Below are 23,184 nucleotides of genomic sequence, written 5' to 3' on the forward strand. Positions count from 1 at the left end.
ACCCCCGACCACGTCAACCCCGAGCGGCCGTGGCCCTCGCTCGAGCGGCTGCGCGACCTGACCGCGCAGTGCGGCTTCGAGCTCACCGCCCGGTTGACCGTGCACCCCGAGTACGTCCGAGCGGCCCTCGCAGGTGGCAGCCCGTGGCTGGACCCGCGGGTCTCGGCCCACGTGGCCGCGCTCGCGACCGAGGACGGGCTCGCCCGGCCCGGCGTACGCCCCGTCGGCCTGCCCTGGCAGGAGCCCGACGGCGGGTTCGCGTCGCTGCAGACCAGCACCGGCCGCACCGACCTCTTCGAGGCCGTCGACCGGGAAGGACCCGGTGGGGGCCGCACCGACGACCGGCGCTCGGACTTCGCCAACGTCTACGGCGACTGGGACGAGGTCCAGCACGCGGCCGACCGCACCGCCGAGCACAGTGGCGGACCGGCCGTGCTGCACGCCGAGGGCGGCGAGGCACTGAAGGCAGCCGAGAAGGACCCCGGCAACCTCTCCGACGAGCACGCCCTGACCCTGATGACCGCCGAGGGCGACCTGCTGCGCGAGGTCTGCCGCCTCGCCGACGACCTGCGCCGCGAGACCGTCGGCGACGACGTGACCTACGTCGTCAACCGCAACATCAACTTCACCAACGTCTGTTACGTCGGCTGCAGGTTCTGCGCTTTCGCGCAGCGGCGCACCGACGCCGACGCCTACTCGCTGTCCCTCGACGAGGTCGCCGACCGCGCCCAGGAGGCCTGGGAGCTCGGCGCCACCGAGGTCTGCATGCAGGGCGGCATCGACCCCGAGCTGCCCGCGACGGCGTACTTCGACCTGGCCTCCGCCGTGAAGCAGCGGGTCCCGCAGATGCACGTGCACGCCTTCTCACCCATGGAGATCGTCAACGGCACCGCCCGCACCGGCCTCTCGATCGAGGACTTCCTGATCAAGGCCCGCGAGGCCGGCCTCGGCTCGCTGCCCGGCACCGCCGCCGAGATCCTCGACGACGAGGTCCGCTGGGTCCTCACCAAGGGCAAGCTCCCCACCCGCACCTGGGTCGAGATCGTCTCCACCGCCCACCGGGTGGGGCTGCCGACGACCTCGACGATGATGTACGGCCACGTCGACCACCCCCGCCACTGGGTCGGCCACCTCAAGGTGCTCGCCCGGATGCAGGACGCCGCCTTCGAGGCGGGTGCCGCGAGCTTCACCGAGTTCGTGCCGCTCCCGTTCGTCCACACCTCGGCGCCGATCTACCTCGCCGGCGTGGCCCGGCCGGGCCCGACGCTGCGCGACAACCTCGCCGTCCACGCGATGGCGCGGATCATGCTGCACGGCCGGATCCACAACATCCAGACGTCCTGGGTCAAGCTCGGCGTCGACGGCACCCGCGCCATGCTCCAATCGGGCGCCAACGACGTCGGTGGCACCCTGATGGAGGAGACGATCTCCCGGATGGCGGGCTCGGAGCACGGCTCCGCGAAGACCGTCGAGGAGCTCGTCGAGATCGGAGCCGGCATCGGCCGGCCCGTCCGCGAACGCACGACGACGTACGGCGAAGGGATACGACGGTGAGCAGCTCGGACAACGGCGACCAGGAGATCTACGGCGGCTACAGCGTCGACGACGAGGACCAGCCCGGCAACATCGACGACCTCGGCGACCCTTCGGTCGCCGACGAGCTCGACCGCGGCTACTCCCCGCCGGAGAAGTACTCCGCCGGCCAGGGCTACGGCAACACGCCCTGGGAGGAGGAGCACCGCGAGGGGATCGACCAGCGCATCGCCCAGGAGGACCCCGACATCGACCCGTACGCCGAGACGGGCGACGACGACTTCCTGGACGACGCCGAGGTCGGCGACAAGCGGGCCGGACGGTTGGTGGACACCGACCAGGGCCTCGGCGAGGACGAGGAGAAGGACCTGGTCGGCGACGACGTCGGGATCGACGACGGCGCGGCTTCGGCCGAGGAGGCCGCGATGCACGTGGTCGAGGACTACACCGAGGGCGACTGACGTCGTGCGGATCGACCTCCAGGGGCGGACCGCGCTCGTCACCGGCTCGACCCAGGGCATCGGCCTGGCCATCGCGCGCGGGCTGGCCGAGGCCGGCGCTCGCGTCGGGGTCAACGGCCGCTCGACCGCCTCGGTCGAGCATGCGATCGCAGAGCTCCACGGCGAGCTCCCGGACGCCGACCTGGTCCCGGTGGTCGCCGACGTGGCGTCCGAGGACGGCTTCGAGGCCGCCGTCGCGGCACTGCCCGCGGTGGACGTGCTGGTCAACAACCTCGGCATCTTCGAGTCCCGGCCGGCGCTGGAGATCACCGATGACGAGTGGCGGCGGTTCTTCGAGGTCAACGTGCTGGCCGCCGTACGCCTGACGCGGCACCACCTCCCCCGGATGGCCGGCCGCGGCTGGGGCCGGATCCTCTACATCGCAAGCGACTCCGCCGTGGTGATCCCCGCGGAGATGATCCACTACGGCATGTCCAAGACGGCCCTGCTCGCGGTCTCCCGCGGCTTCGCCAAGGAAGCGGCGGGCACCGGCGTGACCGTGAACTCGGTGATCGCCGGCCCCACGCACACCGGTGGCGTCGAGGAGTTCGTCTACCAGCTCGTCGACCGTGACCTGCCGTGGGACGAGGCGCAGCGCGAGTTCATGCGCAAGCACCGCCCGCAGTCGCTGATCCAGCGCCTGATCGAACCGGAGGAGATCGCCCACCTGGTGACCTACCTCAGCTCGCCGCTGTCTTCGGCCACGACCGGCGGCGCGCTCCGGGTCGACGGCGGGTACGTCGACAGCATCCTGCCCTGACCGGGGACTGAGACTCGTCGCACCGGGGTACAGACCTTCCGGCGCGGAGACTCCGCTGCCAAGGGAGGGAAAACCGTGCTGTTCCTGTTGTGGATCCTGGCCGTCATTCTCGTTGTCGGCGGCATCGTCCAGCTCTTCCGCGGCCAGCTGCTGTTCGGGATCGTGCTGATCATCGTCGGCCTGCTCGTCGGACCCGGTGGTGTCAGCATCTTCTCCAAGTAGTGCAACGACCCCACCCGACCGGCCACGTTGCTAGAACACGTTCTACCTTGGCCCTAGGGTGGGGTCGTGCGCTTCGCCATCAGCACCGCCTTCCAGCCGGTCGACCACCTGATCCCCCTGGCCCGCGCGGCCGACGAGCTCGGCTACCACTCGATCGCCGTGCCCGACCACGTGGTCGACCTCGAGGAGCTGGCGACGCCGTACCCCTACACGTCGGACGGCGCCCGTCGCTGGGACCACGACGCCGCGTGGCCCGACCCATGGGTGTTGATCGGCTCCCTGTCCGCCGTGACGACCCGGCTGCGCTTCCTCACCTCGGTCTATGTGCCGGCCATCCGCAACCCTTTCCAGGTCGCCAAGAGCGTCGGCACGGCTGCCGTGCTGTCGGGCAACCGGGTCAGCCTGGGGGTCGGGATCGGCTGGTGTCGCGAGGAGTTCGAGCTGCTCGGGCAGGACTTCTCGACGCGCGGGAAGCGCACCGACGAGGCGCTGGCCCTGATGGTCGAGCTCTGGAAGCCGGGCTGGACGGAGTTCGAGGGCACGTTCTACACCGCCCCGCGAATGGTCATGGAGCCGACCCCGAGCGAGCCGATCCCGATCATCGTCGGCGGACTGTCCGACATCGCCTTCCGCCGCGCCGCGCGCCATGACGGCTGGGTCGGCGACCTCTACTCGGTCGAGGAGGCGACGTCGATCGCCGGCAGGCTGGCAGCAGCACGGGCCGAGATCGGCGCGGAGGGCGACTTCTCGGTGATCACCGCGCTCAACGACGCCTTCCTGCCCGAGCACTTCGAGCAGGCCCGGTCCGGTGGCGTCACCGACTGCTGGACCATGCCGTGGGCCTACTACTTCGACCTCGGCGCCACCCTGGAGCAGAAGCTCGAGGCGATGGAGCGGTTCGCCGCCGACGTACTGCGGCCGCTGAACGGGTAGTCGGCCTCAGGCCGCAGAGCGACGCTCGGCGACGTACGCCAGGCGCCGCAGCGTCTCGACGTTGCGCCAGGTCAGCGGCGGGGTGCGCAGCACCTTCGGCACCAGCCGGCTCGGCCCGGAGATGACGTCCTCCTCGATGACGACGTTCGTCTCGGTGCCGATCGGCTCCAGCCGGATCGTGACCTCGGCCGTCCCGGCCGGACGGGAGCGGGCGTGCAGCCGCAGCATCGAGCCCGGCACCAGGTCGACCACCTCGGTGGTGTCGTCCAGGAGCAGCGGCCAGCTGCCGACCGAGTGGTGGAGCTTGGCGCCGACCGCGGGCCAGCGGTCGTCGACCTCCCGCATCCGGGACGCTCCGACCACCCAGAGGGGGTAGAGCCAGCCATCGGCGAGCACGTCCCAGACCTGCTCCGGTGTCGCCTGGATCCGCCGCGTGTTGGTCGCCATGGACCGTCCAGTACCCCGCGCTGGCGACTCACACGCACGACCGCGACCAGGTCCGGAAATGGAAAGAACCGCCGGGGTCTCGGGTCCCCGGCGGTTCGTGACAACTCTATGGGCTCGGACCCCGGTTGTCCGCCTACTTGCAGAAATCTTGAGAAAACTCCTGCGAACCGACGGATCCCGTCGGGTCACTCCCACTCGATGGTCCCCGGCGGCTTCGAGGTGATGTCGACGGTCACCCGGTTGATCTCGCGGACCTCGTTGGTGATGCGAGTCGAGATCCGCTCCATCAGGTCGTAGGGCAGCCGCGCCCAGTCTGCCGTCATCGCATCCTCGGAGGTGACCGGACGCAGCACGACCGGGTGCCCGTAGGTGCGGCCGTCGCCCTGGACGCCGACGGAGCGTACGTCGGCCAGCAGCACGACCGGCATCTGCCAGATGTCGCGGTCCAGGCCCGAGCGGGTCAGCTCCTCGCGGGCGATCGCGTCGGCCTCGCGCAGGATGTCGAGACGCTCACGGGTCACCTCGCCGATGATCCGGATGCCCAGGCCCGGTCCCGGGAACGGGTGCCGCCAGACGATCTCGCCCGGGAGGCCGAGCTGCTCGCCGACCAGCCGGACCTCGTCCTTGAAGAGCGTCCGCAGCGGCTCGACCAGCTCGAACTCGAGGTCGTCCGGGAGTCCGCCGACGTTGTGGTGGGACTTGATGTTGGAGGTACCCGCTCCCCCGCCCGACTCGACGACGTCGGGGTAGAGCGTGCCCTGCACCAGGAACGCGACCTTTTCGGCGCCGTCGCCCGTGACGGCACTCTGCTCGATTTCCGGGGCAAGGACCTCGGCCTCGGCGGCCTCGAAGGTGCGGATGAACTCGCGGCCGATGATCTTGCGCTTCTCCTCGGGGTCGGTGACCCCGGCGAGCGCGTCGAGGAACTGCTTCTCCGCGTCGACGACGACCAGCTCGGCACCGGTCGCGGCGACGAAGTCGCGCTCGATCTGCTCGGTCTCACCCTTGCGCATCAGCCCGTGGTCGACGTACACGCAGGTCAGCCGGTCGCCGATCGCGCGCTGCACGATCGCCGCGGCCACCGCCGAGTCGACGCCGCCGGACAGGCCGCAGATCGCCTTGCCGCGCTCGCCGATCTGGGTGCGGATCTTCTCGATCTGCTCGTCGACGATGTTGACCATGGTCCAGGTCTGGCGGCAGTGGGCGATGTCGACCAGGAAGTGCTCGAGCACCTTCTGACCGTGCTCGGTGTGCAGCACCTCCGGATGCCACTGCACGCCCGCGAGGCCACGCTCGACGTCCTCGAACGCCGCGACCGGCGTGACGTTCGTCGAGGCCAGCACGTCGAAGCCCGCCGGAGCCGCGACCACCGAGTCGCCGTGGGACATCCACACGGTGTGCGCGGACGGAATGTCGCCGAGGAGGGTGCCACCCTCGCTGACCGTGACCGCGGTGCGGCCGTACTCGCGGGCGCCCGTGGGGGCCACCTCGCCGCCGAGACCGCGCGCCATCAGCTGGAAGCCGTAGCACATGCCGAAGACGGGGGTGCCCGCCGTGAAGACCGCCGTGTCGATCCCCGGGGCGCCCTCGGCGTACACCGACGACGGTCCGCCGGACAGGACGATCGCCTTGGGGTTGCGCGCCAGCATCTCGGAGACGGGCATCGTGTGCGGCACGATCTCGGAGTAGACCCGCGCCTCGCGCACGCGGCGCGCGATCAGCTGGGCGTACTGCGCCCCGAAGTCGACCACCAGGACCAGGTCATGCTCAGCCGCCGTCATGTGCGAAGCCTATCGATCCTCCCCGCCAGGACCCGGCCGGGGAGGGAGGGATGGCCGGGCCCTGACCGTCCCTGCAACTGCGGAACAGCGCCTGGACATGGGACCCGGCGGTGGGAGGGAGCATGCTTGCCGGGTCCGCTGGCTCAACGAGAGGTAAAGACCCGGGTCACGGGAGCCACGGCCCCTTTTTTGGCATGGCTCTCGTCGAGCGTCGGGCCGACGCTCAGCTGACGCCGACGATCGGCAGGCGAAGCGCCCCCGGCGCGTGGTCCGGGACGACCGGCGAGACCGGACGGACCGGATTGATCCGGGTGTACGGCGACCCCAGGTCGGGGCGCCGATCGGAGTCGCCCTTGTTGGGCCAGAACGCCATCGCCCGCTCAGCTTGGGCAGTGATCGTCAGCGAGGGGTTGACCCCCAGGTTGGCGGTCACCGCGGAGCCATCGGCGACGTGCAGCCCGGGGTGGCCGTAGAGCCGCTGGTAGGGGTCGACCACACCGGTCGCGGGCGAGTCACCGATCGCGCAGCCACCGATGAAGTGCGCGGTCAGCGGCTTGTTGAAGGCGTCGCCGACCGCGCTGCCGGGGAAGCCGTTCATGATCTTGGCCATCGTCCGGATGGCCTCGTTGCCCGCGGGGATCCAGGTCGGGTTGGGCACGCCGTGACCCTGCTTCGAGGTGACGTACCGCTTGCGGGTGAGGGGGATCCGCTTCGTGTACGTCGTGATCGAGTTGTCGAGGCTCTGCATCACCAGGGCGATGACGGTGCGCTCCGACCAGTGCTTCATGTCGTAGAGGTTGGCGATGTCGCGCCGCTGCGCCCACATCTCCCGCAGCCAGGTGCGCCAGCGCGGCTCGTCGCCGTCGCCGTCGGTGAGCACCGACTGCAGCAGGGACATCAGGTTGCTGCCGGGCCCGTAGCGGACCGGCTCGATGTGCGTGTTGGCGTCGGGGTGGAAGCTCGAGGTGATCGCGATGCCCTGGCTGTAGTCGACGTCGGTGCCGCGAGGTGCGATGACCCCGCCGATGGACTCCGAGTTGGTGCGCGAGAGGTAGCCGATCCGGTCGGAGACCTGCGGCAGGTGCCCCTCGTCCTTCATCTGGTGCAGCAGCCGCTGCGTGCCGAGCGCGGACGCCGCGAACACGACCTGCTCCGCGGTGAGCACGCGCCTCGCCGTACGCCGGTTGATCTTGGCCTTCGTGTAGCGGACGTGCACGTCGTACCCACCGCTCTGACGGGGCGCCACCCGGGTGACCGTGGTGAGCGGCAGCACCTTCGCGCCGTTGCTCTCAGCGAGGTGGAGGTAGTTCTTGACCAGGGTGTTCTTCGCGTTGTGGCGGCAGCCCGTCATGCAGGAGCCGCAGCCGATGCAGGTCTTGCGCGCGGGCCCCGCACCGCCGAAGAACGGGTCGTCGACCGTCTGACCCATGCCGGTGCCCTCGTCGCCGAAGTAGACGCCGACCGGGGTCGGATGGAACGTGTCGGCCACGCCCATCTCGGTCGCGACCTTCTCCATCACGTCGTCGGACGGAGTGCGGAGGGGATTCTCGACCACGCCGAGCATCCGCTTGGCCTGGTCGTAGTACGGCGCGAGCTCGTCGCGCCAGTCGGTGATGTGGCTCCACTGCGCGTCGTCGTAGAACGGCGACATCGGTTCGTAGAGCGTGTTGGCGTAGACCAGCGAGCCGCCGCCCACTCCCGCGCCGGAGACGATCAGGCAGTCGCGGAGCGCGTCGATGCGCTGGATGCCGTAGCAGCCGACCTCGGGACGGAAGAGATACTTCGAGACCTCGAACGACGTCTCGGGCAGGTCCCCGTCCTCGAACCGGGCGCCGGCCTCGATCACGCCGACCCGGTAGCCCTTCTCGGTGAGCCGCAGGGCCGTGACCGAGCCGCCGAAGCCCGAGCCGATGACCAGGACGTCGAAGTCGCACTCCGCCACGTCAGGCCCGACCGAGCTTCTTGAGCAGGCGCAGGTTGAAGGTCATCACCTTCGCGTAGAGCTCGTCGGACATGCCGAGCTGCGGCCCGAGAGGCATCACCCGCTGGGTCGCGACCGACTGCGTCTCCGTGAACCGCAGCACCCCCTCCGCGCCCTGGCGCCGGCCGGTGCCGGACTCGCGCATGCCACCCATCGGGGTGTCGAGGCTGGCGAAGGTGGCGCCGAAGGCCTCGTTGATGTTGACCGTGCCGCACTTGATGTGGCGGGCAATGATGCGGGCGCGGGCGCCGTCCTGGCTGTAGATCGAGGCGTTCAGCCCGTACTCGCCGCCGTTGGCGCGCGCGACCGCGTCGGCCTCGTCGTGGAACCGGTAGAGCGACACGACCGGGCCGAAGGTCTCCTTGCCGAAGCAGGTCATGTCGGGCGTGACGCCCTCGAGGATCGTGGGCTCGAAGTAGTAGGGACCGAGGTCCGGACGGTGGTTGCCGCCGGTGAGCACCCGGGCGCCCTTGGCGACGGCGTCCTCGACGTGCGCGACGACGGTGTCGAGCTGCGCCTGGGAGATGAGCGTGCCCATGTCGTTGCCCCAGTCGAGGGTCGCACCCAGGGTCATCGCCTGGGTGCGGGCCACGAAGCGCTCGACGAACCGGTCGTAGACCTGGTCGGCGACGAACATCCGCTCGGTCGACACGCAGAGCTGGCCGGAGCTGGAGAACGACGCACGCACCGCGCCCTCGGCCGCCTTCTCCAGGTCGGCGTCTCGCAGCACGAGCAGGGGGTTCTTGCCACCCAGCTCGAGGGAGCTGCCGATCAGCCGGTCCGCACACGCCTTCGCGACGACGCGGCCGGTCGCGGTGGAGCCGGTGAAGCAGACGTAGTCGGCGCGCTCGATGATCGCGCCGCCGATCTCCGGTCCGGAGCCGGCCACGACCTGCCAGATGTCCTTCGGGAACCCGGCCTCCTCGAGCAGCTCGGCACCCAGCAGCGCGGACAGCATCGTCTGGGCGTCGGGCTTCGTGACGACGGCGTTGCCGGCGACGATCGCGGCCAGGCCGTCGATGAGCGCGAGGTCGAAGGGGTAGTTCCAGGGCGAGATGATCCCGACGACACCCTTGGGCACCCGGCTGATCTCGGCTCGGGTGAGCACGGGGAACACGCCGGGGACGCGGCGGGTGCCGAGGTGGCGGCTCGCCGTACGGCCGTAGTAGCGGGCGGTCAGCGCGACGTGCAGCGGCTCGTCGAAGGCGTGCTTGCGGGCCTTGCCGTTCTCCCACACGATCAGGTCGACGATCTCGTCCTGGCGGTCGAGCACGATGTCGTGCAGGCGCAGCAGCATCGCGGCCCGTACGTCGACAGGCGTGCGCGCCCAGGCGACCTGAGCCGGACGCGCCCGCGCGAACGCCTCGGCGACGTCTCGCGGCGTCGACTGCGGGATGTGCGCCAGCGGGGCGTCGTTGAGCGGCGACCGCACCTCGGCTGTCGTGCCGCTGGTCGCGACGAGGCGGGCGGTGAGCGCTGCGACGTACTCCGGCTCCAGCGCGTACGACGCCCGCGGGTCGTGCTCGGGGTCGGGCGGCCCGTCGAGGGCCGGATCGCCAGCGGGGTTCGGGTTCTGGGCGCTCATGGTGCTGAGGGTATGTGACCCGGATCTCCCGCACTACCTATCGGTAGGTTCCTGTGGGGTCTTACACATCGCCGCAGAGTGTCAAGCCTCGCGCAATGCGGGTTTCCCCGGCCGACCGGGGAAACCCGCGCGACACACCGACGGGGGCGGCGTGTCGCGCGGGTTTCGGCTGACAAGTCCCGGTGTCAGGGCTTGTAGATCGACTTCAGCTCTGTGTACTGCGACAGGCCCTCGGGGCCGAACTCGCGGCCGATGCCGGAGTTCTTGAAGCCGCCGAAGGGGGCAGCGAAGTCCATCGTGTACGTGTTCACGCCGTACGTGCCGGCACGCACCTGGCGGGCCACGTCGAGACCGGCCTCGACGTCGCCGGTCCACACGGTGCCGGCGAGGCCGTACTCCGAGTCGTTGGCGATCCGGACCGCGTCGTCCACGTCGTCGAAGGGGATCACCGAGAGGACCGGTCCGAAGATCTCCTCCTGCGCGATCCGCATCCCGTTGTTGACGTCGGCGAAGATCGTCGGCCGCACGTACCAGCCGGACGACAGTCCGTCGGGCATGCCGTTGCCGCCGAGGACCACGCGGGCGCCCTCCTCCTGGCCGAGCGCGATGTACTTCTCGACGCGCTCCTGCTGGCGCTGCGCGACCATCGGGCCGATCTCGGTGGCGGGGTCGAGCGGGTCGCCGACCTGCATGGCGCCCACGCCCGCCGCGAGCGCATCGACGACGTTGTCGTAGTTGGCGCGCGAGGCCAGAATCCGGGTCTGCGCGACGCAGGCCTGCCCGGAGTTCATCAGGGCGGTGAACTTGAGGCCCTCCACCGTCGCGTCGAGGTCGGCGTCGTCGAGGACGATGGCCGCCGACTTGCCGCCGAGCTCGAGCGAGACCCGCTTCAGCTGCTCGCCGCAGACCGCACCGATCTTGCGGCCGGCGGCGGTCGAGCCGGTGAACGCGACCTTGTCGATGCCCGGGTGCGCCACCAGGTGCTCGCCGACCTCACGACCCGCGGTCACGATGTTGACGACACCAGCGGGTACGCCGGCCTCCTGCAACAGCTCGGCCATCAGGTAGGTGTCGAGAGGGGTCTCCGGGGCAGGCTTGACCACGATCGTGCAGCCCGCGAGCAGCGCCGGGATCAGCTTGGACGTGATCGTGAACTGTGGGACGTTCCACGGCGGGATGGCCGCGACGACCCCGACAGGCTCGTGCCGGACGATGACCTCGCCGAGCGAGCCGGCGCGGGCCTCCTCCCAGGGGAAGGCGCGCGCGATGTTCAGGAACGCCTCGATCTGCATCCACGGCGCCGGCGCCTGGGCGAGGTTGGAGAAGGACAGCGGCGCGCCCATCTCGGTCGAGATGATCTCGGCCATGTCGCCGAGCTTGCCGGCGTACAGGTTCGAGAAGTTCTGCACGACGTCGATGCGTTCCTGCGGGCTCAGCCGCGGCCAGGGGCCGGAGTCGAAGGCACGACGGGCGGCTACGACGGCGGCGTCGATGTCCGCTTTGCTGCCCTCGGGCACGGTCGCGACGACCTGCTCGGAGTGGGGCGAGACGACCTGGATGGTGTCGCCGGTGGCGGGCGCGGCCCAATCGCCGTCGATGAAGAACGTGCTGCGGTCGAGGCTCATTGCGATCTCCTGGGTTCGGTGCTGTGAAGGCGGTCAGGGGGCGAGGGTGAAGAAGTCGGTGAAGCCCGAGGGGTCGTGGCGACCGATGCAGAAGTGCTCGAAGAGGCCGAAGCCCTCGGCGCCGTCGAGGGTCGCCCGTCCGACGTGGTCGACGCAGCCGAACATGAAGCGTCCCTGCACGGCCTGGTCGGCCATGTCGTACGTGACCCGCTCGGTGAAGCTCTCGCCCTTCCACATGCCGTGGGTCCAGTCGGGGTCGCCGCCGTACCCGCCGCCGACGTGGAGAGGTACGGCGAGGCGCGACTCGACCTCGATCACGACCGGCTTGCCCTCGGGCGTCGCAGCCGTGATGGTCGCGCCGGTGGGGATCCGGGTGCCCGAGGCGTAGTGGATGTCGATCAACGGCCAGCCGAGCTGCTCGACCCGGCCGTCCTTCCACATACGGGTGCAGTCGTTGAGCGTGCGGAAGCCGTCGGGGTCCTCCTGGACGATGATCACGACCGCGAAGTCCTCGAACTGCATCGGGACGTAGAGCCACCACATGCCCTCGAACGGCGGATCGGCCGGCGCTCCCGGAGGTTCCGCCTCCCCCACGGGGCGGATCCCCCAGGAACGGTCCCGGCTCCCGAGCCAGGTGGCCGGGTCGACGGTGATCTCCTCGCCGTCGACCACGATGGTGCCGCTCCAGGTGCCCAGCTGGGCGAAGCGCTGGGCGTCGAGCGTGACCCGGCTGCCCGAGCGCAGCACGTGCGGCTGCTCCTGGACGATGGGGCAGGTGCCCTCCCACGTCAGGTCCGCGGACATGCCCTCGGTCTCCTCGAGGACGATCCGGACCTTCTTGAGCGGGTCGGGGACCTCGATGCGGTAGTTGCCGACACGGGGGTTCATCCGGTCCTGGTCGATCAGGTCGGACAGGTGGACCGCGGTCTGCTTGCCGTTGCGCGCGACCAGGATGAAGGCGTCCTTGGTGCCGAGGTTGGGGTAGTAGCCGAGGCCGCTGATCACCATGATCTCGCCGGTGCGGTCGTGGGCGTTGAAGTACGACCGGTCGTAGAAGTTGCGGTCGCTGCTGTTGGCCCACGCGAGTGGTAGCGGTGCCTGGTGCAGCGGGAACTCGTCCAGCGGGCCGATGCCACTCACGTCGTCACGCTCCTGCTTCGCTGAGGAGCCGCTCGAGGAGCGGCTTGTGGTGGAAGAGCGACTCGACGTCCTCGGGACGCTCGATCTCGCCGAAGTGGATCTGGCGGGCGCCGGTGCGCATGAACACGATCGCCCACTGGACGCCGTTGTAGACGTGGTACCAGTGCAGGTCACCGAGCTCGACGCCCGCGATCTCCTCGTACGTCGCCACCACGTCCGCCTCGGCCAGGAAGTGCGGCATGCCGGGCATCTCGAGCATGCCGGTGATGGACTCGAAGACCTGGTGCGCGAAGAGGATCCAGCTGACGTCGAGCTCGCGCGGCCCGATCGCCGCCATCTCCCAGTCGAGCACCGCGACCGGCTCGAAGTCGGCGTACATCACGTTGCCGATCCGGGAGTCGCCCCAGCACAAGACGGTCTCGCCGGTCTCGGGGAGGTTGGCCTCCAACCACGCGAGCGCTCGCTCGATCATCGGCGAGCGGCCGATGTCGGGGACGGCGAAGTCGTACCAGGCGCGGGTGCGGGCGAGGTTCTTCTCGAGCAGCGTCGAGCCCGCATGGTGCGGCTCGAGGAACCCGAACGTCGTCGCGGCGTCCGGGATCGCGTGCAGCTTGGCGAGCACCTCGACGCTCGCGTCCTGCAGGCGGCGCTGGTCCTCGAGGGACGCGTCGTGCAGCCAGTTGTCGCCGAAGTTGTAGGGCAGCACGTCCTGCGGCACGACCCCCTCGATGCGGTCCATCAGGAAGAACGGCGTGCCCAGCACCTCACCGGTCGGCTCCATCCAGCGCACGGCCGGCACCGGTACGTCGGTCTGCTCACCGACGATCCGCATGGCGTCGTACTGGTCCTGCAGCGCGTAGTTGGGGAAGACGGGCAAGTCCTCCGCCGACGGTGCCACGCGCGCGACGTACTTCCCGGAACGGGCCTCGCCGCCCTCGGTCCAGGCGGCGTCGAGGATCAGGGTCTCCGACGACATCCCGTTGGTGTCGATACCGCTGTGCAGCGTGACGACCGGGTCGGCGCCCTCGGGCAGCTCGGTCGCCAGCCACTCGGCCAGTCGCGCGGGCAGCGTGCTCGCATCTCGGCTCGAGCGCTGCATCTTCAAGTCGGCTGGCGGTGGCGCCTGCGTCACGTGTCCCTCCCAGGATCTGCGTGTGACCTCGATCTCACACGTGACTGTCAGCATCGGTGGAACGTGTTCTAGTTGTCAACGGGAACCGCCGGTTTCCCCGGCTGCCCGGGGAAACCTGCCAACACGCCGCCAGCGGCACGGCGCGTCCGCAGTTTCCGGCTGACGACCCGTCTTTGTGACCTCAAGGACCGCACGGATCGAGCCGACAACCGTCCACAGGCAGCTCAGCAGCGTCGTTCTCCACAGTCGGCGGGGCCTGCGGGGTGAGCGTGAACCCGAACGGCGATCGATCTGCCATGAACTCCATCTCTGGTATCGACCTCCGACACGACAACCTGTTCCCGACCCGCGAGCTCCTGGCCGCCGGTCAGACCGACAAGAGCATCGCCGCCATGCTCCAGGCCGACGTGCTGCACCGGGTCCGACATGGCGCCTACACCTACGCCGCCCATTGGAACGAGCTCGACGAGGTCGAGAAGCGCATGCTCGTCGCTCACGCGGTGTTGTTGAATGCGCGAGCACCCGTCGCGCTCGCGGGCCCGAGCGCGGCGGACGTGTTCGGCGTTCCCGTCTGGCAGATGGGCGAGGAGGTCCATCTCGCGCGCCTGGACGGCAAGGCCGGCAGGCGCGAAGCAGGGCGGGTCGAGCACCGCGGCCACACCGTCTGCGAGGACCTCACCATCAGGAACGGCATCCCGGTCACCAGCGGAACACGCACGGCCGTCGACATGATCGCGCTGGCCGACACCGAACACGCCCTCGTGACGGTGAACGGATTGCTGCATGCCAAAGAGACTTCCATCGAGCTCATCCAGCGCCGGCTCGAGTCGATGACCTACGACCCACACACTCTCAACGCACCGGTTGTCCTAGGCCTCGCGGATGGCCGCTGCGAGTCTGCGGGAGAGACCCGGACCTTCTGCCTGTGTCGGCGACACCGGCTGCCGATGCCGATCCCGCAGGTCGAGATCCGCAACGGCAGCGGCAAAGTGGTGGCGCGGGTGGACTTCGCATGGCCAGAGCTCGGGGTGTTCGCGGAGTTCGACGGCAACGTGAAGTACCTGCGCCTGCGACGACCTGGTGAGTCGATCGAGCAGGTGGTGCTCCGGGAGAAGCGACGCGAGGAGCTGATCTGCGGGCTGACTGGATGGCGGTGCATCCGCATCATCTGGGCCGACCTGCATCATGCCGAGCGCACGGCTGCCCGGATCAGGGCGACCCTGGACGGTCTCCCCTGGGCCGCGTGAGCCCGGAGTCGTCAGCCAAAACCTGCGGACGCGCCGTTGCAGCAACGGCGTGTTGGCGGGTTTCCCCGGGCGGCCGGGGAAACCCCGCCGGGCCCCGGTCACACGATGTCGGCGACCTTCACCCGGGCCTCGTCGGCCTCCTGGTCGGTGAGCTTCAGCTGCGACTGCCGCTCGGCCTCGACCCGGCGGAGGTAGTGGTCGACCTCGTCCTCGGTCCGGGCGGAGTCCCAGCCGAGCTCGGCGGCCATCAGGCGGGCGGCGGCGGGGGCGGCACCGACGCCGCGGTCGAAGGTCTCGATCGAGATGCGGGTACGGCGGGTGAGGACGTCGTCGAGGTGCCGGGCGCCCTCGTGGGTGACGGCGTAGACGACCTCCGCGGCGAGGTAGTCCTCGGCCCCCTCCAACGGCAGCGCCAGGGACCGCCGGGACTCGACGAGCGAGAGCAGGTCGTCCACCAGGCCGCCGTACCGGCCGAGCAGGTGGTCGATCCGGGCGACGTGCAGCCCGGATCGACGGGCCAACAGCACCCGCTGGTTGGAGCGGGTCTCCCAGTCGGCGGCCCCGAGCAGGGGCACCCGGTCGGTGATCGAGTCGCGCACCCGCAGACCCAGCGTTGCCGAGAGCGAGTGCGCGGCCGCATCGACCGCGTCGCGACCCATCACGCGGTACGTCGTGAGCTTGCCGCCGGCGATCATGACGAGGCCGGGCACCGGCGTGACGACCGTGTGCTCGCGCGAGATCCGGGAGGTCGGCTCCGACTCTCCGGAGAGCAGTGGCCGCAGCCCGGCGTACACACCCTCGACGTCCTCGTGGTCGAGCGGCTCGCGGAGGATCGCGTTGACGTGCTCGAGGATGTAGTCGATGTCGGCCTTCGAGGCCGCGGGGTGCGCCTTGTCGAGGCTCCACGGCGTGTCCGTGGTGCCGATGATCCAGTGCCGGCCCCACGGGATCACGAACAGCACCGACTTCTCGGTGCGCACGATGAAGCCCGCCTCGGAGCGGATCCGGTCGCGCGGGACGACCAGGTGGATGCCCTTGGACGCCTGCACGTGCAGCGAGCCGCGACCGCCGACCATCTCCTGGATCTCGTCGGTCCAGACACCGGCGGCGTTCACCACGACCCGGGCGCGGATCTCGATCTCGGGGCTGTCCGGACCGGCCTCCAGGTCACGCGCGCGTACGCCGACGACGCGCTCACCCTCGCGCAGGAAGCCGATCACTTTGACCCGCGTCGCGACGTGCGCGCCGTGGGCGGCGGCCGTGCGGGCGATCGTGAGCGCGAGACGGGCGTCGTCGACCTGGCAGTCGTAGTACTTGATCGCCCCGCTGATCGTCTCGGTCTTGAAGTCGGGCGCGATCCGGGCGACCTGGCGCCGGAAGAGGTGCCGGTGCCGCGGCACCCCCATCTCGCGCCCAGAAATCGACAGAGCCCCGATCATCGCCATGCCGTCGTACAGCGCGAGCCCGGCGCCGACGTACGGCCGCTCCCACCCGCGGTGCGTCAGCGGGTAGAGGAACGGCACCGGCCGGACCAGGTGCGGCGCCAGCCGGGTGAGCAGCAGCCCGCGTTCCTGCAGCGCCTCGCGGACCAGTCCGAAGTCGAGCATCTCCAGGTAGCGCAGACCACCGTGGATCAGCTTGCTGCTCCGGCTGCTGGTGCCGCTCGCGATGTCGCGCTGCTCGAGGAGCCCGGTGCTCAGGCCGCGGGTCACGGCGTCCAGGGCGGTGCCCACCCCGACAATCCCGCCGCCGACGACCAGGACGTCGAGCTCGCCCTGGCCGCCGACGCCCGCCATCGAGGCGAGCGCCTGTTCGCGGGCTTCTGGACCGAGCGCACCGGAGCGGGTCATGCGTGCAGTCTTGCAAACCCGTATGTCTGCATTGTGACCCGCCGACGCGCGCGACCGTCCACACTGGCCGCGTGAACGTCCGACGCTGCCTGGCGATGGTGGGCGTCGCGGTGCTCGTGGCGCTCCTCGCGTCTGCATGCTCCGACGCGAACGGGATCGTGGACGGGATCGGCGGTCCGGCCGAGGGCGCGGCACCGACCAGCCCGGCCGTCGTCGAGCCGTCCGAGGACGTGACCGAGGAGCCGGGGCCGCGTACGGCGTCCGTCGTCATGGGTGGCGACCTGCTGTGGCACAACACCGTCTGGCACTCCGCGGCGGAGGACCACCACAGCACCGGACGCGGCGCCCGCTACGACTGGGACCCGATGTTCGCCGCGCTCAAGCCGCTCATCGAGTCGGCGGACCTCGCGATCTGCCATTCCGAAGTGCCCTTCGCCGCCCCGGGTGCGGCGCCGAAGAACTACCCGGTCTTCGCCGCACCGAGGTCCATCGCACCGTGGGTCGCGAGCATGGGCTGGGACGCCTGCACCACTGCCTCCAACCACAGCTGGGACCAAGGCTTCGACGGCGTGACCACGACGGCCAAGCTGTTCGAGGCCAACGACATTCCCTACATCGGCACGTTCCGCAACGAGGCCGAGCGCGATCAGCCGGTGATCCTGACGACGGCTGACGGGGTCGAGGTGGGCGTCGTCGCGGCGACGTACGGCCTCAACGGCTTCGTGACGCCGGACGACCAGTGGTGGGCGGTCTCGCAGACCACCGAGGTCCGCGACGACCTGCTCGACCAGGCCGCCCGCGCCCGGGCCGCCGGCGCCGACATCGTGATCGCGCACGTGCACTGGGGCACGGAGTACGACCACCTCCCCAACGCCGACCAGCTTGCCCTGGCCGATGCCCTCACTGCCTCGCCGAACGTCGACCTCGTGCTCGGCGAGCACGCCCACGTCGTCCAGCCGATCACCCAGGTCAACGGCAAATGGGTCGTCTACGGCTTCGGCAACATGGTCGCGCAGAACGAGGTCAAGCGGCCCGACGCGTACGAGGGCATCGCCATCGACTTCGAGTTCACCGAGCGGCCGGACGGCGGGTGGCTGGTCACCCGCGCCGCCTACGTGCCGACGCAGTGGAACCACTACAGGTCCGGCCACCCGATCCGGATCGTGGACGCCGCCGGGTCCCACCTCGACTCGGTCCGCAGAGCCGTCAACGGCGTCGGTCACAACCGCGGGCTGCGCGAGGAGAAGCTGACTCAGTCGTAGACGCGCGCGCCAAGCGTCGCCCGGTGGTCGTGGACCATCGTGTGCGTGGCGCGGGTCTGCTCGACGACGTCGGTGTCGAGCTCGGCGATCGCCAGGCCCTCCTCCTCGCCGAGGCGCGCGATCGGCCGACCCTCGGGGTCGTAGACCGCCGAGCCGCCGATGAACTCGTAGTCGCCGCACCGGCCGGTGAGTCCGGCGAACACGACGTACATGCCGTTCTCGACGGCGCGGGCCGCGTAGTAGAGGTCGCGGCGGTGCGCGCCGCCCGGGAAGTACGCCGACGAGCTCAGGTAGCCCATCGCTCCGTCACGCGCAGCCGCCTGCGCGTGCTCGGGGAAGCAGCCGTCGTAGCAGATCGACAACCCGAGCTCGACGCCGTCGACGGTGATCGAGGCACCGTGGTCGCCGGCCGTGAAGAGCTGCTTCTCGACGCCGTCGAGGTGCTGCTTGTCGTACGGCGCCGTGGCGGTGCCGTCCGGACGGACGACGACCTGCGACAGCCGGCGGGCGCCGCCGCGGCGCAGCGCCGTACCAGCCACGACGGTGACGCCGGCGGCCGCGGCCTCCCGGACCGGGTCGAGCCACGGACCGAGGTCGACGGCGTCCGGCAGCGCCCGGTCGAACGCGGCCACGTCGTACCCGGTCAGGAAGGCCTCGGGCAACACCAGCAGGCGCACGTCCTGGGTCGCCGCGAGCGCCGTCAGCCGGGCCGCCGTCGCGACGTTGGCACCAACGTCGCCCGAGACGGACGCCGCCTGGCCGGCGGCGACGAGAAGGCGCGTCACGTCCGGGCCGCCTCGACCGCCTCGGTGAGCCCGCGCGCCGCAAGCCGATCGGCGCGCTCGTTGCCCTCGTCGCCTGCGTGGCCCTTGACCCAGTGCCACTCGACGTCGTGCTTCTCGCACGCGGCGACCAGCTCCTGCCAGAGGTCGACGTTCTTGACCGGCTGCTTGGCCGACGTCTTCCAGCCGTTCTTGGCCCAGCCGGCGCACCACTTCATGATGCCGCTGCGGACGTAGGTGCTGTCGGTGTAGATGTGCACCACCGAGCGGCGGTTGAGCACGCCCAACGCCTTGATCGGCGCGGTCAGCTCCATCCGGTTGTTGGTGGTCTCGCCGGCCTCGCCGCCGCACAGCTCGAGCTCGCGGTCGCCGTACCGCAGCAGCGCACCCCAGCCGCCAGGCCCGGGGTTGGGGATGCAGGCACCGTCGGTGTGGATGGTGACGGGAGCCTCGTCTGTCACTCGACGACGACCTCGACCCGCTGGAACTCCTTGACCTCCGTGTAGCCGGTGGTGGCCATCGACCGACGCAGCGCGCCGACGAGGTTCATGGTGCCGTCGGCGACCCGCGACGGGCCGAAGAGGATCTCCTCGAGCGTGCCGACGGTCTCGAACTGCACCCGCTGCCCGCGCGGCAGGTCGTGGTGGTGCGCCTCGGTGCCCCAGTGGAACCCGCGACCTGGTGCGTCGGTGGCGCGCGCGAATGGCGAGCCCACCATCACCGCGTCGGCGCCACAGGCGATGGCCTTCGCGACATCGCCGGACTTGCCGATCGAGCCGTCGGCGATCACGTGGACATAGCGACCACCGGACTCGTCGAGATAGTCGCGGCGCGCGGCCGCAACGTCGGCGACCGCCGACGCCATCGGCACGGCGACGCCGAGCACGGTCCGCGTCGTGTGGGCCGCGCCCCCGCCGAACCCGACGAGTACGCCGGCCGCGCCGGTGCGCATCAGGTGCAGCGCGGCCTGATGGGTGGCGCAGCCACCGACGATGACCGGGACGTCGAGCTCGTAGATGAACTCCTTGAGGTTCAGCGGCTCCGCCTGCGACGACACGTGCTCAGCCGAGACCGTGGTACCGCGGATGACGAACATGTCGACACCGGCGTCGACGACCGCCTTGGCGAACTCCTTGGTGCGCTGCGGTGACAGCGAGCCGGCGACGGTGACGCCCGCGTCTCGGATCTGTCGCAGCCGCTCGGTGATCAGCTCGGACTTGATCGGCTCCGTGTAGATCTCCTGCATCCGCCGGGTCGCGTCCACACCCTGGAGCCCGGCGACCTCCTCGAGCAGCGGGTCCGGGTCGTCGTACCGCGTCCACAGGCCCTCGAGGTTGAGCACGCCGAGCCCGCCGAAGTTGCCCAGCGTGATCGCGGTCGCCGGCGACATCACCGAGTCCATCGGCGCGGCCAGCACGGGGATCTCGAACCGATAGGCGTCGATCTGCCAGGCGGTGCTGACCTCCTCGGGGTCGCGGGTGCGCCGCGAGGGCACGATCGCGATGTCGTCGAAGGAGTAGGCACGGCGCGCGCGCTTGGCCCGGCCGATCTCGATGTCCGTCACGTGATCAGCGTCCTGAGTAGTTGGGGGCTTCGACGGTCATCTGCACACCGTGCGGGTGGCTCTCCTGGAGCGAGGCCTGGGTGATCCGGACGAACCGGCCCTTCTCCTGCAGCTCGGGGACGGTCGCCGCGCCGACGTAGAACATCGACTGGGTGAGGCCGCCGATGAGCTGGTGGGCGACGGCGGCGAGCGGGCCGCGGAAGGCGACCTGGCCCTCGATGCCCTCGGGGACAATCTTGTCGTCGCTGGCAACCTCGGCCTGGAAGTAGCGGTCCTTGGAGTAGGACTTCTTGCCCCGGCTCGACATCGCGCCCAGCGAGCCCATGCCGCGGTAGGACTTGAACTGCTTGCCGTTGACGAACACCAGCTCTCCCGGCGACTCCTCGCAGCCCGCGAGCAGGGAGCCGAGCATCACGGTGTCGGCCCCGGCGACCAGCGCCTTGGCGATCTCGCCGGAGTACTTCATCCCGCCGTCGGCGATCACGGGCACGCCCGCGGGCTTGCACGCCAGCGAGGCCTCGTAGACGGCGGTGACCTGCGGGACGCCGACCCCGGTGACCACGCGCGTGGTGCAGATCGAGCCCGGTCCGACGCCGACCTTGACCGCGTCGGAGCCCGCGTCGACGAACGCCTGAGCGCCCTCGCGCGTCGCGACGTTGCCGCCGATCACCTGCACGTGTTTCGTGGCCGGGTCGGTCTTGAGGCGCTGGACCATGTCGAGCAGCATCCGGACGTTGCCGTGGGCGGTGTCGGCGACCAGCACGTCGACGCCGGCGTCGATGAGGGTGGTGGCGCGCTGCCAGGCGTCGCCGAAGTAGCCGATCGCCGCACCGACCATCAGCCGGCCGGCCCCGTCGTACGACGCGTTGGGGAACTGCTCGCCCTTGACGAAGTCCTTGACCGTGATCAACCCGGTGAGGTGGCCCGCGTCGTCGATGAGCGGGAGCCGCTCGCGCTTGTGTTGGCGCAGCAGGACCGTGGCGTCCTCGCGGCTGATGTCGGAGGGCCCGGTGATGAGCGGCATCGGCGTCATCACCTCGTCGACCTTGGTGGTCGCCCACTCGGCGACCGGGGTGAAGCGCAGGTCGCGGTTGGTGATCATGCCGATCAGCCGGTTGTCGGCGTCGACGACGGGGAAGCCGGAGATCCGGTACTCGCCGGCGAGCTTGTCGAGCTGCTCGAGCGTCGCGTCGCGGGAGATCGTGACCGGGTTGGAGATGATGCCGGTCTGGGTCCGCTTCACGAGGTCGACCTGGTAGGCCTGGTCCTCGATCGACAGGTTGCGGTGCAGCACGCCGAGGCCGCCCTGGCGGGCCATGGCGATCGCCATCCGCGACTCGGTGACGGTGTCCATCGCGGCGCTGACCAGCGGCACCCGCAGCGAGATCTCGCGCGTCAGCCGCGAGGTCATGTCGATGTCCGTGGGTGCCAGGTCGGAGTGACCCGGCAGCAGCAGGACGTCGTCGTAGGTCAGGCCCAGCGGGGCGAACTTCTCCGGCAGCTCCACTCCCCCAGCCTACCGGCGCCTCCCCCCTACAGACGAAGCGGCTTGAGGTCGCGGACGGGCACCCGCACGGTGAGTGTGTCCGACGCCATCCGGATCCGGCCCCGGAGGCCGGCGGCCATCACCATCGGGAGCACCGCCTGGTTGTCCGAGCGGGCGGTCAGCAGGATCTCGGTGGCGCCGAGCGAGTTGGCGAGCCGGGCCGCGTCGACGAGCAGCCGGGTGCCGATGCCTCGGCGCTGCCAGGCCGGGTCGACCCGCAGCGTGACCGGCCGTACGTCGGGCTCCTCGGCCGCGGGCCGGACCACGGCAAGACCGACGGCCTGACCGTCGATCATGGCCGAGACCGAGTCGTCGTCCGCGACGTAGTCGGGTGCGGCACCGCCGCCGACGCGGCGCCCCATGCTCGGCGCCAACGCGCTCTCGCGGGTGCGCTCGAGGACATCCGTGACCAGGTCGGCGATCGCCGCGCCTCGGGTGTGCTCGGTGGCGGTGAAGGGCGCCGTACGGCGCACCTGCACCTGGACGTCGCCGACGGTCATGTCCATCACGTCGACGCTGCTGTCCGGGCCTGCGGCCGGGTCGGACTCGGCGTCGAAGAGGCGGGCGACCACCTCCGGGAACGACGCGGGCTGGGCCAGGATCGTGCGGGCCGCCTGCACGTAGCGGGTCGGCTGGTCGGTCAGCGCGGCCTCCGTGCACGGCCCGGCGCTGACCGAGAGGCCGCCGGAGCGGCCGACCAGGTCGGCGAGGTCGGCCGCCGTCCAGTCGTCGGGGGTGCTGAGCACGAGCTCGTCGGTCACCGACTCCACACCCGGGAAGATCTGGAGACCCAGGATGTTGACGCCGGCCTCGCCACAGGTGGCCGCGAGCATGGCCAGTGCGCCCGGTCGGTCGGGCAGCGTCGTACGAACCCTCCACAGCATGCTTCCAGCGTGCGCGAGCGACGTTGCCGGATAGCAACCTGCACGTTTCCGGAGTGCTACGTCCTGCGTGCCACGTCCGCAGTGGTGGACCTGAGAGGCTGGGGTCCGTGCCCAGCTGGATCTACTTCCTCCACCCACCCCGGCCGGACTTCGCGGCAACGATGACCGCCGAGGAGTCGGCGGCCTTCGCCGAGCACTTCGACCACCTCCAGCGGCTGCTGGCAGACGGCGTGCTGGTGCTGGCCGGTCCCACCCTCGGCGAGACCAACACCGGCATCGCGGTCTTCGAGGCCGAGGACGAGGCCGCAGCGCGCCGGGTGATGGAGTCCGATCCGGCGATCTCCCGTGGCGTGGTCACCGGAGAGCTGCGGGAGATGCGCGTCTCGCTGCTGCGCGGACGCGACTGACCG

The 23,184-nt window shown here is 70.4% G+C and carries 21 protein-coding genes; 8 read left to right on the forward strand and 13 right to left on the reverse strand.

Annotation, left to right across the window (positions count from 1 at the left end; genetic code table 11):
• From cofH to ABEA33_RS10195, 5 genes are all read left to right on the forward strand, one after another.
• Nucleotides 1-1,554, forward strand: a 1,554-nt coding sequence (cofH, locus tag ABEA33_RS10175; RefSeq protein WP_345526654.1) for a 5-amino-6-(D-ribitylamino)uracil--L-tyrosine 4-hydroxyphenyl transferase CofH, incomplete at its 5' end; no start/stop codon positions are given.
• The gene (locus ABEA33_RS10180) at nucleotides 1,551-1,994 is read left to right on the forward strand and encodes a DUF5709 domain-containing protein (RefSeq protein ID WP_345526655.1); all 444 of its coding nucleotides are present in this window, start codon (nucleotides 1,551-1,553) and stop codon (nucleotides 1,992-1,994) included. The genes cofH and ABEA33_RS10180, both read left to right, overlap by 4 nt.
• Nucleotides 1,995-1,998: 4 nt before the next feature.
• Complete coding sequence (locus tag ABEA33_RS10185) at nucleotides 1,999-2,793, forward strand: SDR family NAD(P)-dependent oxidoreductase (RefSeq protein ID WP_345526656.1); 795 nt, start codon at nucleotides 1,999-2,001, stop codon at nucleotides 2,791-2,793.
• Nucleotides 2,794-2,868: 75 nt separating this feature from the next.
• Nucleotides 2,869-3,015, forward strand: coding sequence for a GPGG-motif small membrane protein (locus tag ABEA33_RS10190; RefSeq protein ID WP_345526657.1), 147 nt, complete (start codon nucleotides 2,869-2,871; stop codon nucleotides 3,013-3,015).
• Nucleotides 3,016-3,081: 66 nt separating this feature from the next.
• Nucleotides 3,082-3,948, forward strand: coding sequence for a TIGR03619 family F420-dependent LLM class oxidoreductase (locus tag ABEA33_RS10195; RefSeq protein ID WP_345526658.1), 867 nt, complete (start codon nucleotides 3,082-3,084; stop codon nucleotides 3,946-3,948).
• Nucleotides 3,949-3,954: 6 nt separating this feature from the next.
• Here ABEA33_RS10195 and ABEA33_RS10200 read toward each other — a convergent pair whose 3' ends face one another.
• The 7 genes from ABEA33_RS10200 to ABEA33_RS10230 form a co-directional block, all read right to left on the reverse strand.
• Nucleotides 3,955-4,395, reverse strand: a complete 441-nt coding sequence (locus ABEA33_RS10200) for an SRPBCC family protein (protein WP_345526659.1) — start codon at nucleotides 4,393-4,395, stop codon at nucleotides 3,955-3,957.
• Nucleotides 4,396-4,580: 185 nt separating this feature from the next.
• Nucleotides 4,581-6,176, reverse strand: a complete 1,596-nt coding sequence (gene guaA / locus ABEA33_RS10205; protein WP_345526660.1) for a glutamine-hydrolyzing GMP synthase — start codon at nucleotides 6,174-6,176, stop codon at nucleotides 4,581-4,583.
• Between the two features lie 223 nt (nucleotides 6,177-6,399).
• The gene (locus ABEA33_RS10210; RefSeq protein ID WP_345526661.1) at nucleotides 6,400-8,118 is read right to left on the reverse strand and encodes a GMC oxidoreductase; all 1,719 of its coding nucleotides are present in this window, start codon (nucleotides 8,116-8,118) and stop codon (nucleotides 6,400-6,402) included.
• Between the two features lies 1 nt (nucleotide 8,119).
• A complete protein-coding gene (locus ABEA33_RS10215) occupies nucleotides 8,120-9,742 on the reverse strand; it encodes a succinic semialdehyde dehydrogenase (RefSeq protein WP_345526662.1) in 1,623 nt (540 codons plus the stop codon).
• A 185-nt stretch (nucleotides 9,743-9,927) separates the two neighbouring features.
• Nucleotides 9,928-11,367 carry an aldehyde dehydrogenase gene (locus ABEA33_RS10220; protein ID WP_345526663.1) on the reverse strand — a complete coding sequence of 480 codons (1,440 nt, stop codon included), beginning with the start codon at nucleotides 11,365-11,367 and terminating at the stop codon, nucleotides 9,928-9,930.
• A gap of 33 nt (nucleotides 11,368-11,400) precedes the next feature.
• Nucleotides 11,401-12,507, reverse strand: coding sequence for an Rv3169 family protein (locus ABEA33_RS10225; RefSeq protein ID WP_345526664.1), 1,107 nt, complete (start codon nucleotides 12,505-12,507; stop codon nucleotides 11,401-11,403).
• A gap of 4 nt (nucleotides 12,508-12,511) precedes the next feature.
• A complete protein-coding gene (locus ABEA33_RS10230) occupies nucleotides 12,512-13,639 on the reverse strand; it encodes a phosphotransferase family protein (RefSeq protein ID WP_345526665.1) in 1,128 nt (375 codons plus the stop codon).
• Between the two features lie 296 nt (nucleotides 13,640-13,935).
• Here ABEA33_RS10230 and ABEA33_RS10235 point away from each other — a divergent pair, with 296 nt between their 5' ends.
• Complete coding sequence (locus ABEA33_RS10235; protein WP_345526666.1) at nucleotides 13,936-14,886, forward strand: hypothetical protein; 951 nt, start codon at nucleotides 13,936-13,938, stop codon at nucleotides 14,884-14,886.
• A gap of 98 nt (nucleotides 14,887-14,984) precedes the next feature.
• Here ABEA33_RS10235 and ABEA33_RS10240 read toward each other — a convergent pair whose 3' ends face one another.
• The gene (locus ABEA33_RS10240; RefSeq protein WP_345526667.1) at nucleotides 14,985-16,736 is read right to left on the reverse strand and encodes a glycerol-3-phosphate dehydrogenase/oxidase; all 1,752 of its coding nucleotides are present in this window, start codon (nucleotides 16,734-16,736) and stop codon (nucleotides 14,985-14,987) included.
• 71 nt (nucleotides 16,737-16,807) lie between these two features.
• On the opposite strand from ABEA33_RS10240, the gene ABEA33_RS10245 reads away from it, so the two are divergent.
• Nucleotides 16,808-17,998 carry a CapA family protein gene (locus ABEA33_RS10245; RefSeq protein ID WP_345526668.1) on the forward strand — a complete coding sequence of 397 codons (1,191 nt, stop codon included), beginning with the start codon at nucleotides 16,808-16,810 and terminating at the stop codon, nucleotides 17,996-17,998.
• On the opposite strand, the gene ABEA33_RS10250 is transcribed toward ABEA33_RS10245, so the two are convergent.
• The 5 genes from ABEA33_RS10250 to ABEA33_RS10270 are packed head-to-tail and all read right to left on the reverse strand — an operon-like array spanning nucleotide 17,989 to nucleotide 22,774.
• Complete coding sequence (locus ABEA33_RS10250; protein WP_345526669.1) at nucleotides 17,989-18,783, reverse strand: carbon-nitrogen hydrolase family protein; 795 nt, start codon at nucleotides 18,781-18,783, stop codon at nucleotides 17,989-17,991. The genes ABEA33_RS10245 and ABEA33_RS10250 overlap by 10 nt on opposite strands.
• Entirely contained in the window at nucleotides 18,780-19,241 is a 462-nt protein-coding gene (gene rnhA, locus ABEA33_RS10255; RefSeq protein ID WP_345526670.1) for a ribonuclease HI, read from the reverse strand. The genes ABEA33_RS10250 and rnhA overlap by 4 nt, the downstream gene beginning before the upstream one ends.
• The gene (locus ABEA33_RS10260) at nucleotides 19,238-20,344 is read right to left on the reverse strand and encodes a GuaB3 family IMP dehydrogenase-related protein (protein WP_345526671.1); all 1,107 of its coding nucleotides are present in this window, start codon (nucleotides 20,342-20,344) and stop codon (nucleotides 19,238-19,240) included. Before ABEA33_RS10260 ends, rnhA begins: the two co-directional genes overlap by 4 nt.
• Nucleotides 20,345-20,348: 4 nt before the next feature.
• A complete protein-coding gene (gene guaB / locus ABEA33_RS10265) occupies nucleotides 20,349-21,851 on the reverse strand; it encodes an IMP dehydrogenase (RefSeq protein ID WP_345526672.1) in 1,503 nt (500 codons plus the stop codon).
• A 26-nt stretch (nucleotides 21,852-21,877) separates the two neighbouring features.
• Nucleotides 21,878-22,774, reverse strand: a complete 897-nt coding sequence (locus ABEA33_RS10270; RefSeq protein ID WP_345526673.1) for a GNAT family N-acetyltransferase — start codon at nucleotides 22,772-22,774, stop codon at nucleotides 21,878-21,880.
• Between the two features lie 107 nt (nucleotides 22,775-22,881).
• Here ABEA33_RS10270 and ABEA33_RS10275 point away from each other — a divergent pair, with 107 nt between their 5' ends.
• Complete coding sequence (locus ABEA33_RS10275; RefSeq protein WP_345526674.1) at nucleotides 22,882-23,181, forward strand: YciI family protein; 300 nt, start codon at nucleotides 22,882-22,884, stop codon at nucleotides 23,179-23,181.
• Nucleotides 23,182-23,184 lie beyond the last annotated feature (3 nt).

Source organism: Nocardioides endophyticus (assembly GCF_039543845.1).
Lineage (GTDB): Bacteria > Actinomycetota > Actinomycetes > Propionibacteriales > Nocardioidaceae > Nocardioides > Nocardioides endophyticus.

Excerpts from the sequence above, each read along its gene's own strand:
- ABEA33_RS10235 (WP_345526666.1), top strand. The coding sequence starts at position 13,936 with ATGAACTCCATCTCTGGTATCGACCTCCGACACGACAACCTGTTCCCG.
- ABEA33_RS10220 (WP_345526663.1), bottom strand. The coding sequence starts at position 11,367 with ATGAGCCTCGACCGCAGCACGTTCTTCATCGACGGCGATTGGGCCGCG.
- ABEA33_RS10200 (WP_345526659.1), bottom strand. The coding sequence starts at position 4,395 with ATGGCGACCAACACGCGGCGGATCCAGGCGACACCGGAGCAGGTCTGG.
- ABEA33_RS10240 (WP_345526667.1), bottom strand. The coding sequence starts at position 16,736 with ATGACCCGCTCCGGTGCGCTCGGTCCAGAAGCCCGCGAACAGGCGCTC.
- ABEA33_RS10270 (WP_345526673.1), bottom strand. The coding sequence starts at position 22,774 with ATGCTGTGGAGGGTTCGTACGACGCTGCCCGACCGACCGGGCGCACTG.
- ABEA33_RS10215 (WP_345526662.1), bottom strand. The coding sequence starts at position 9,742 with ATGAGCGCCCAGAACCCGAACCCCGCTGGCGATCCGGCCCTCGACGGG.
- guaA (WP_345526660.1), bottom strand. The coding sequence starts at position 6,176 with ATGACGGCGGCTGAGCATGACCTGGTCCTGGTGGTCGACTTCGGGGCG.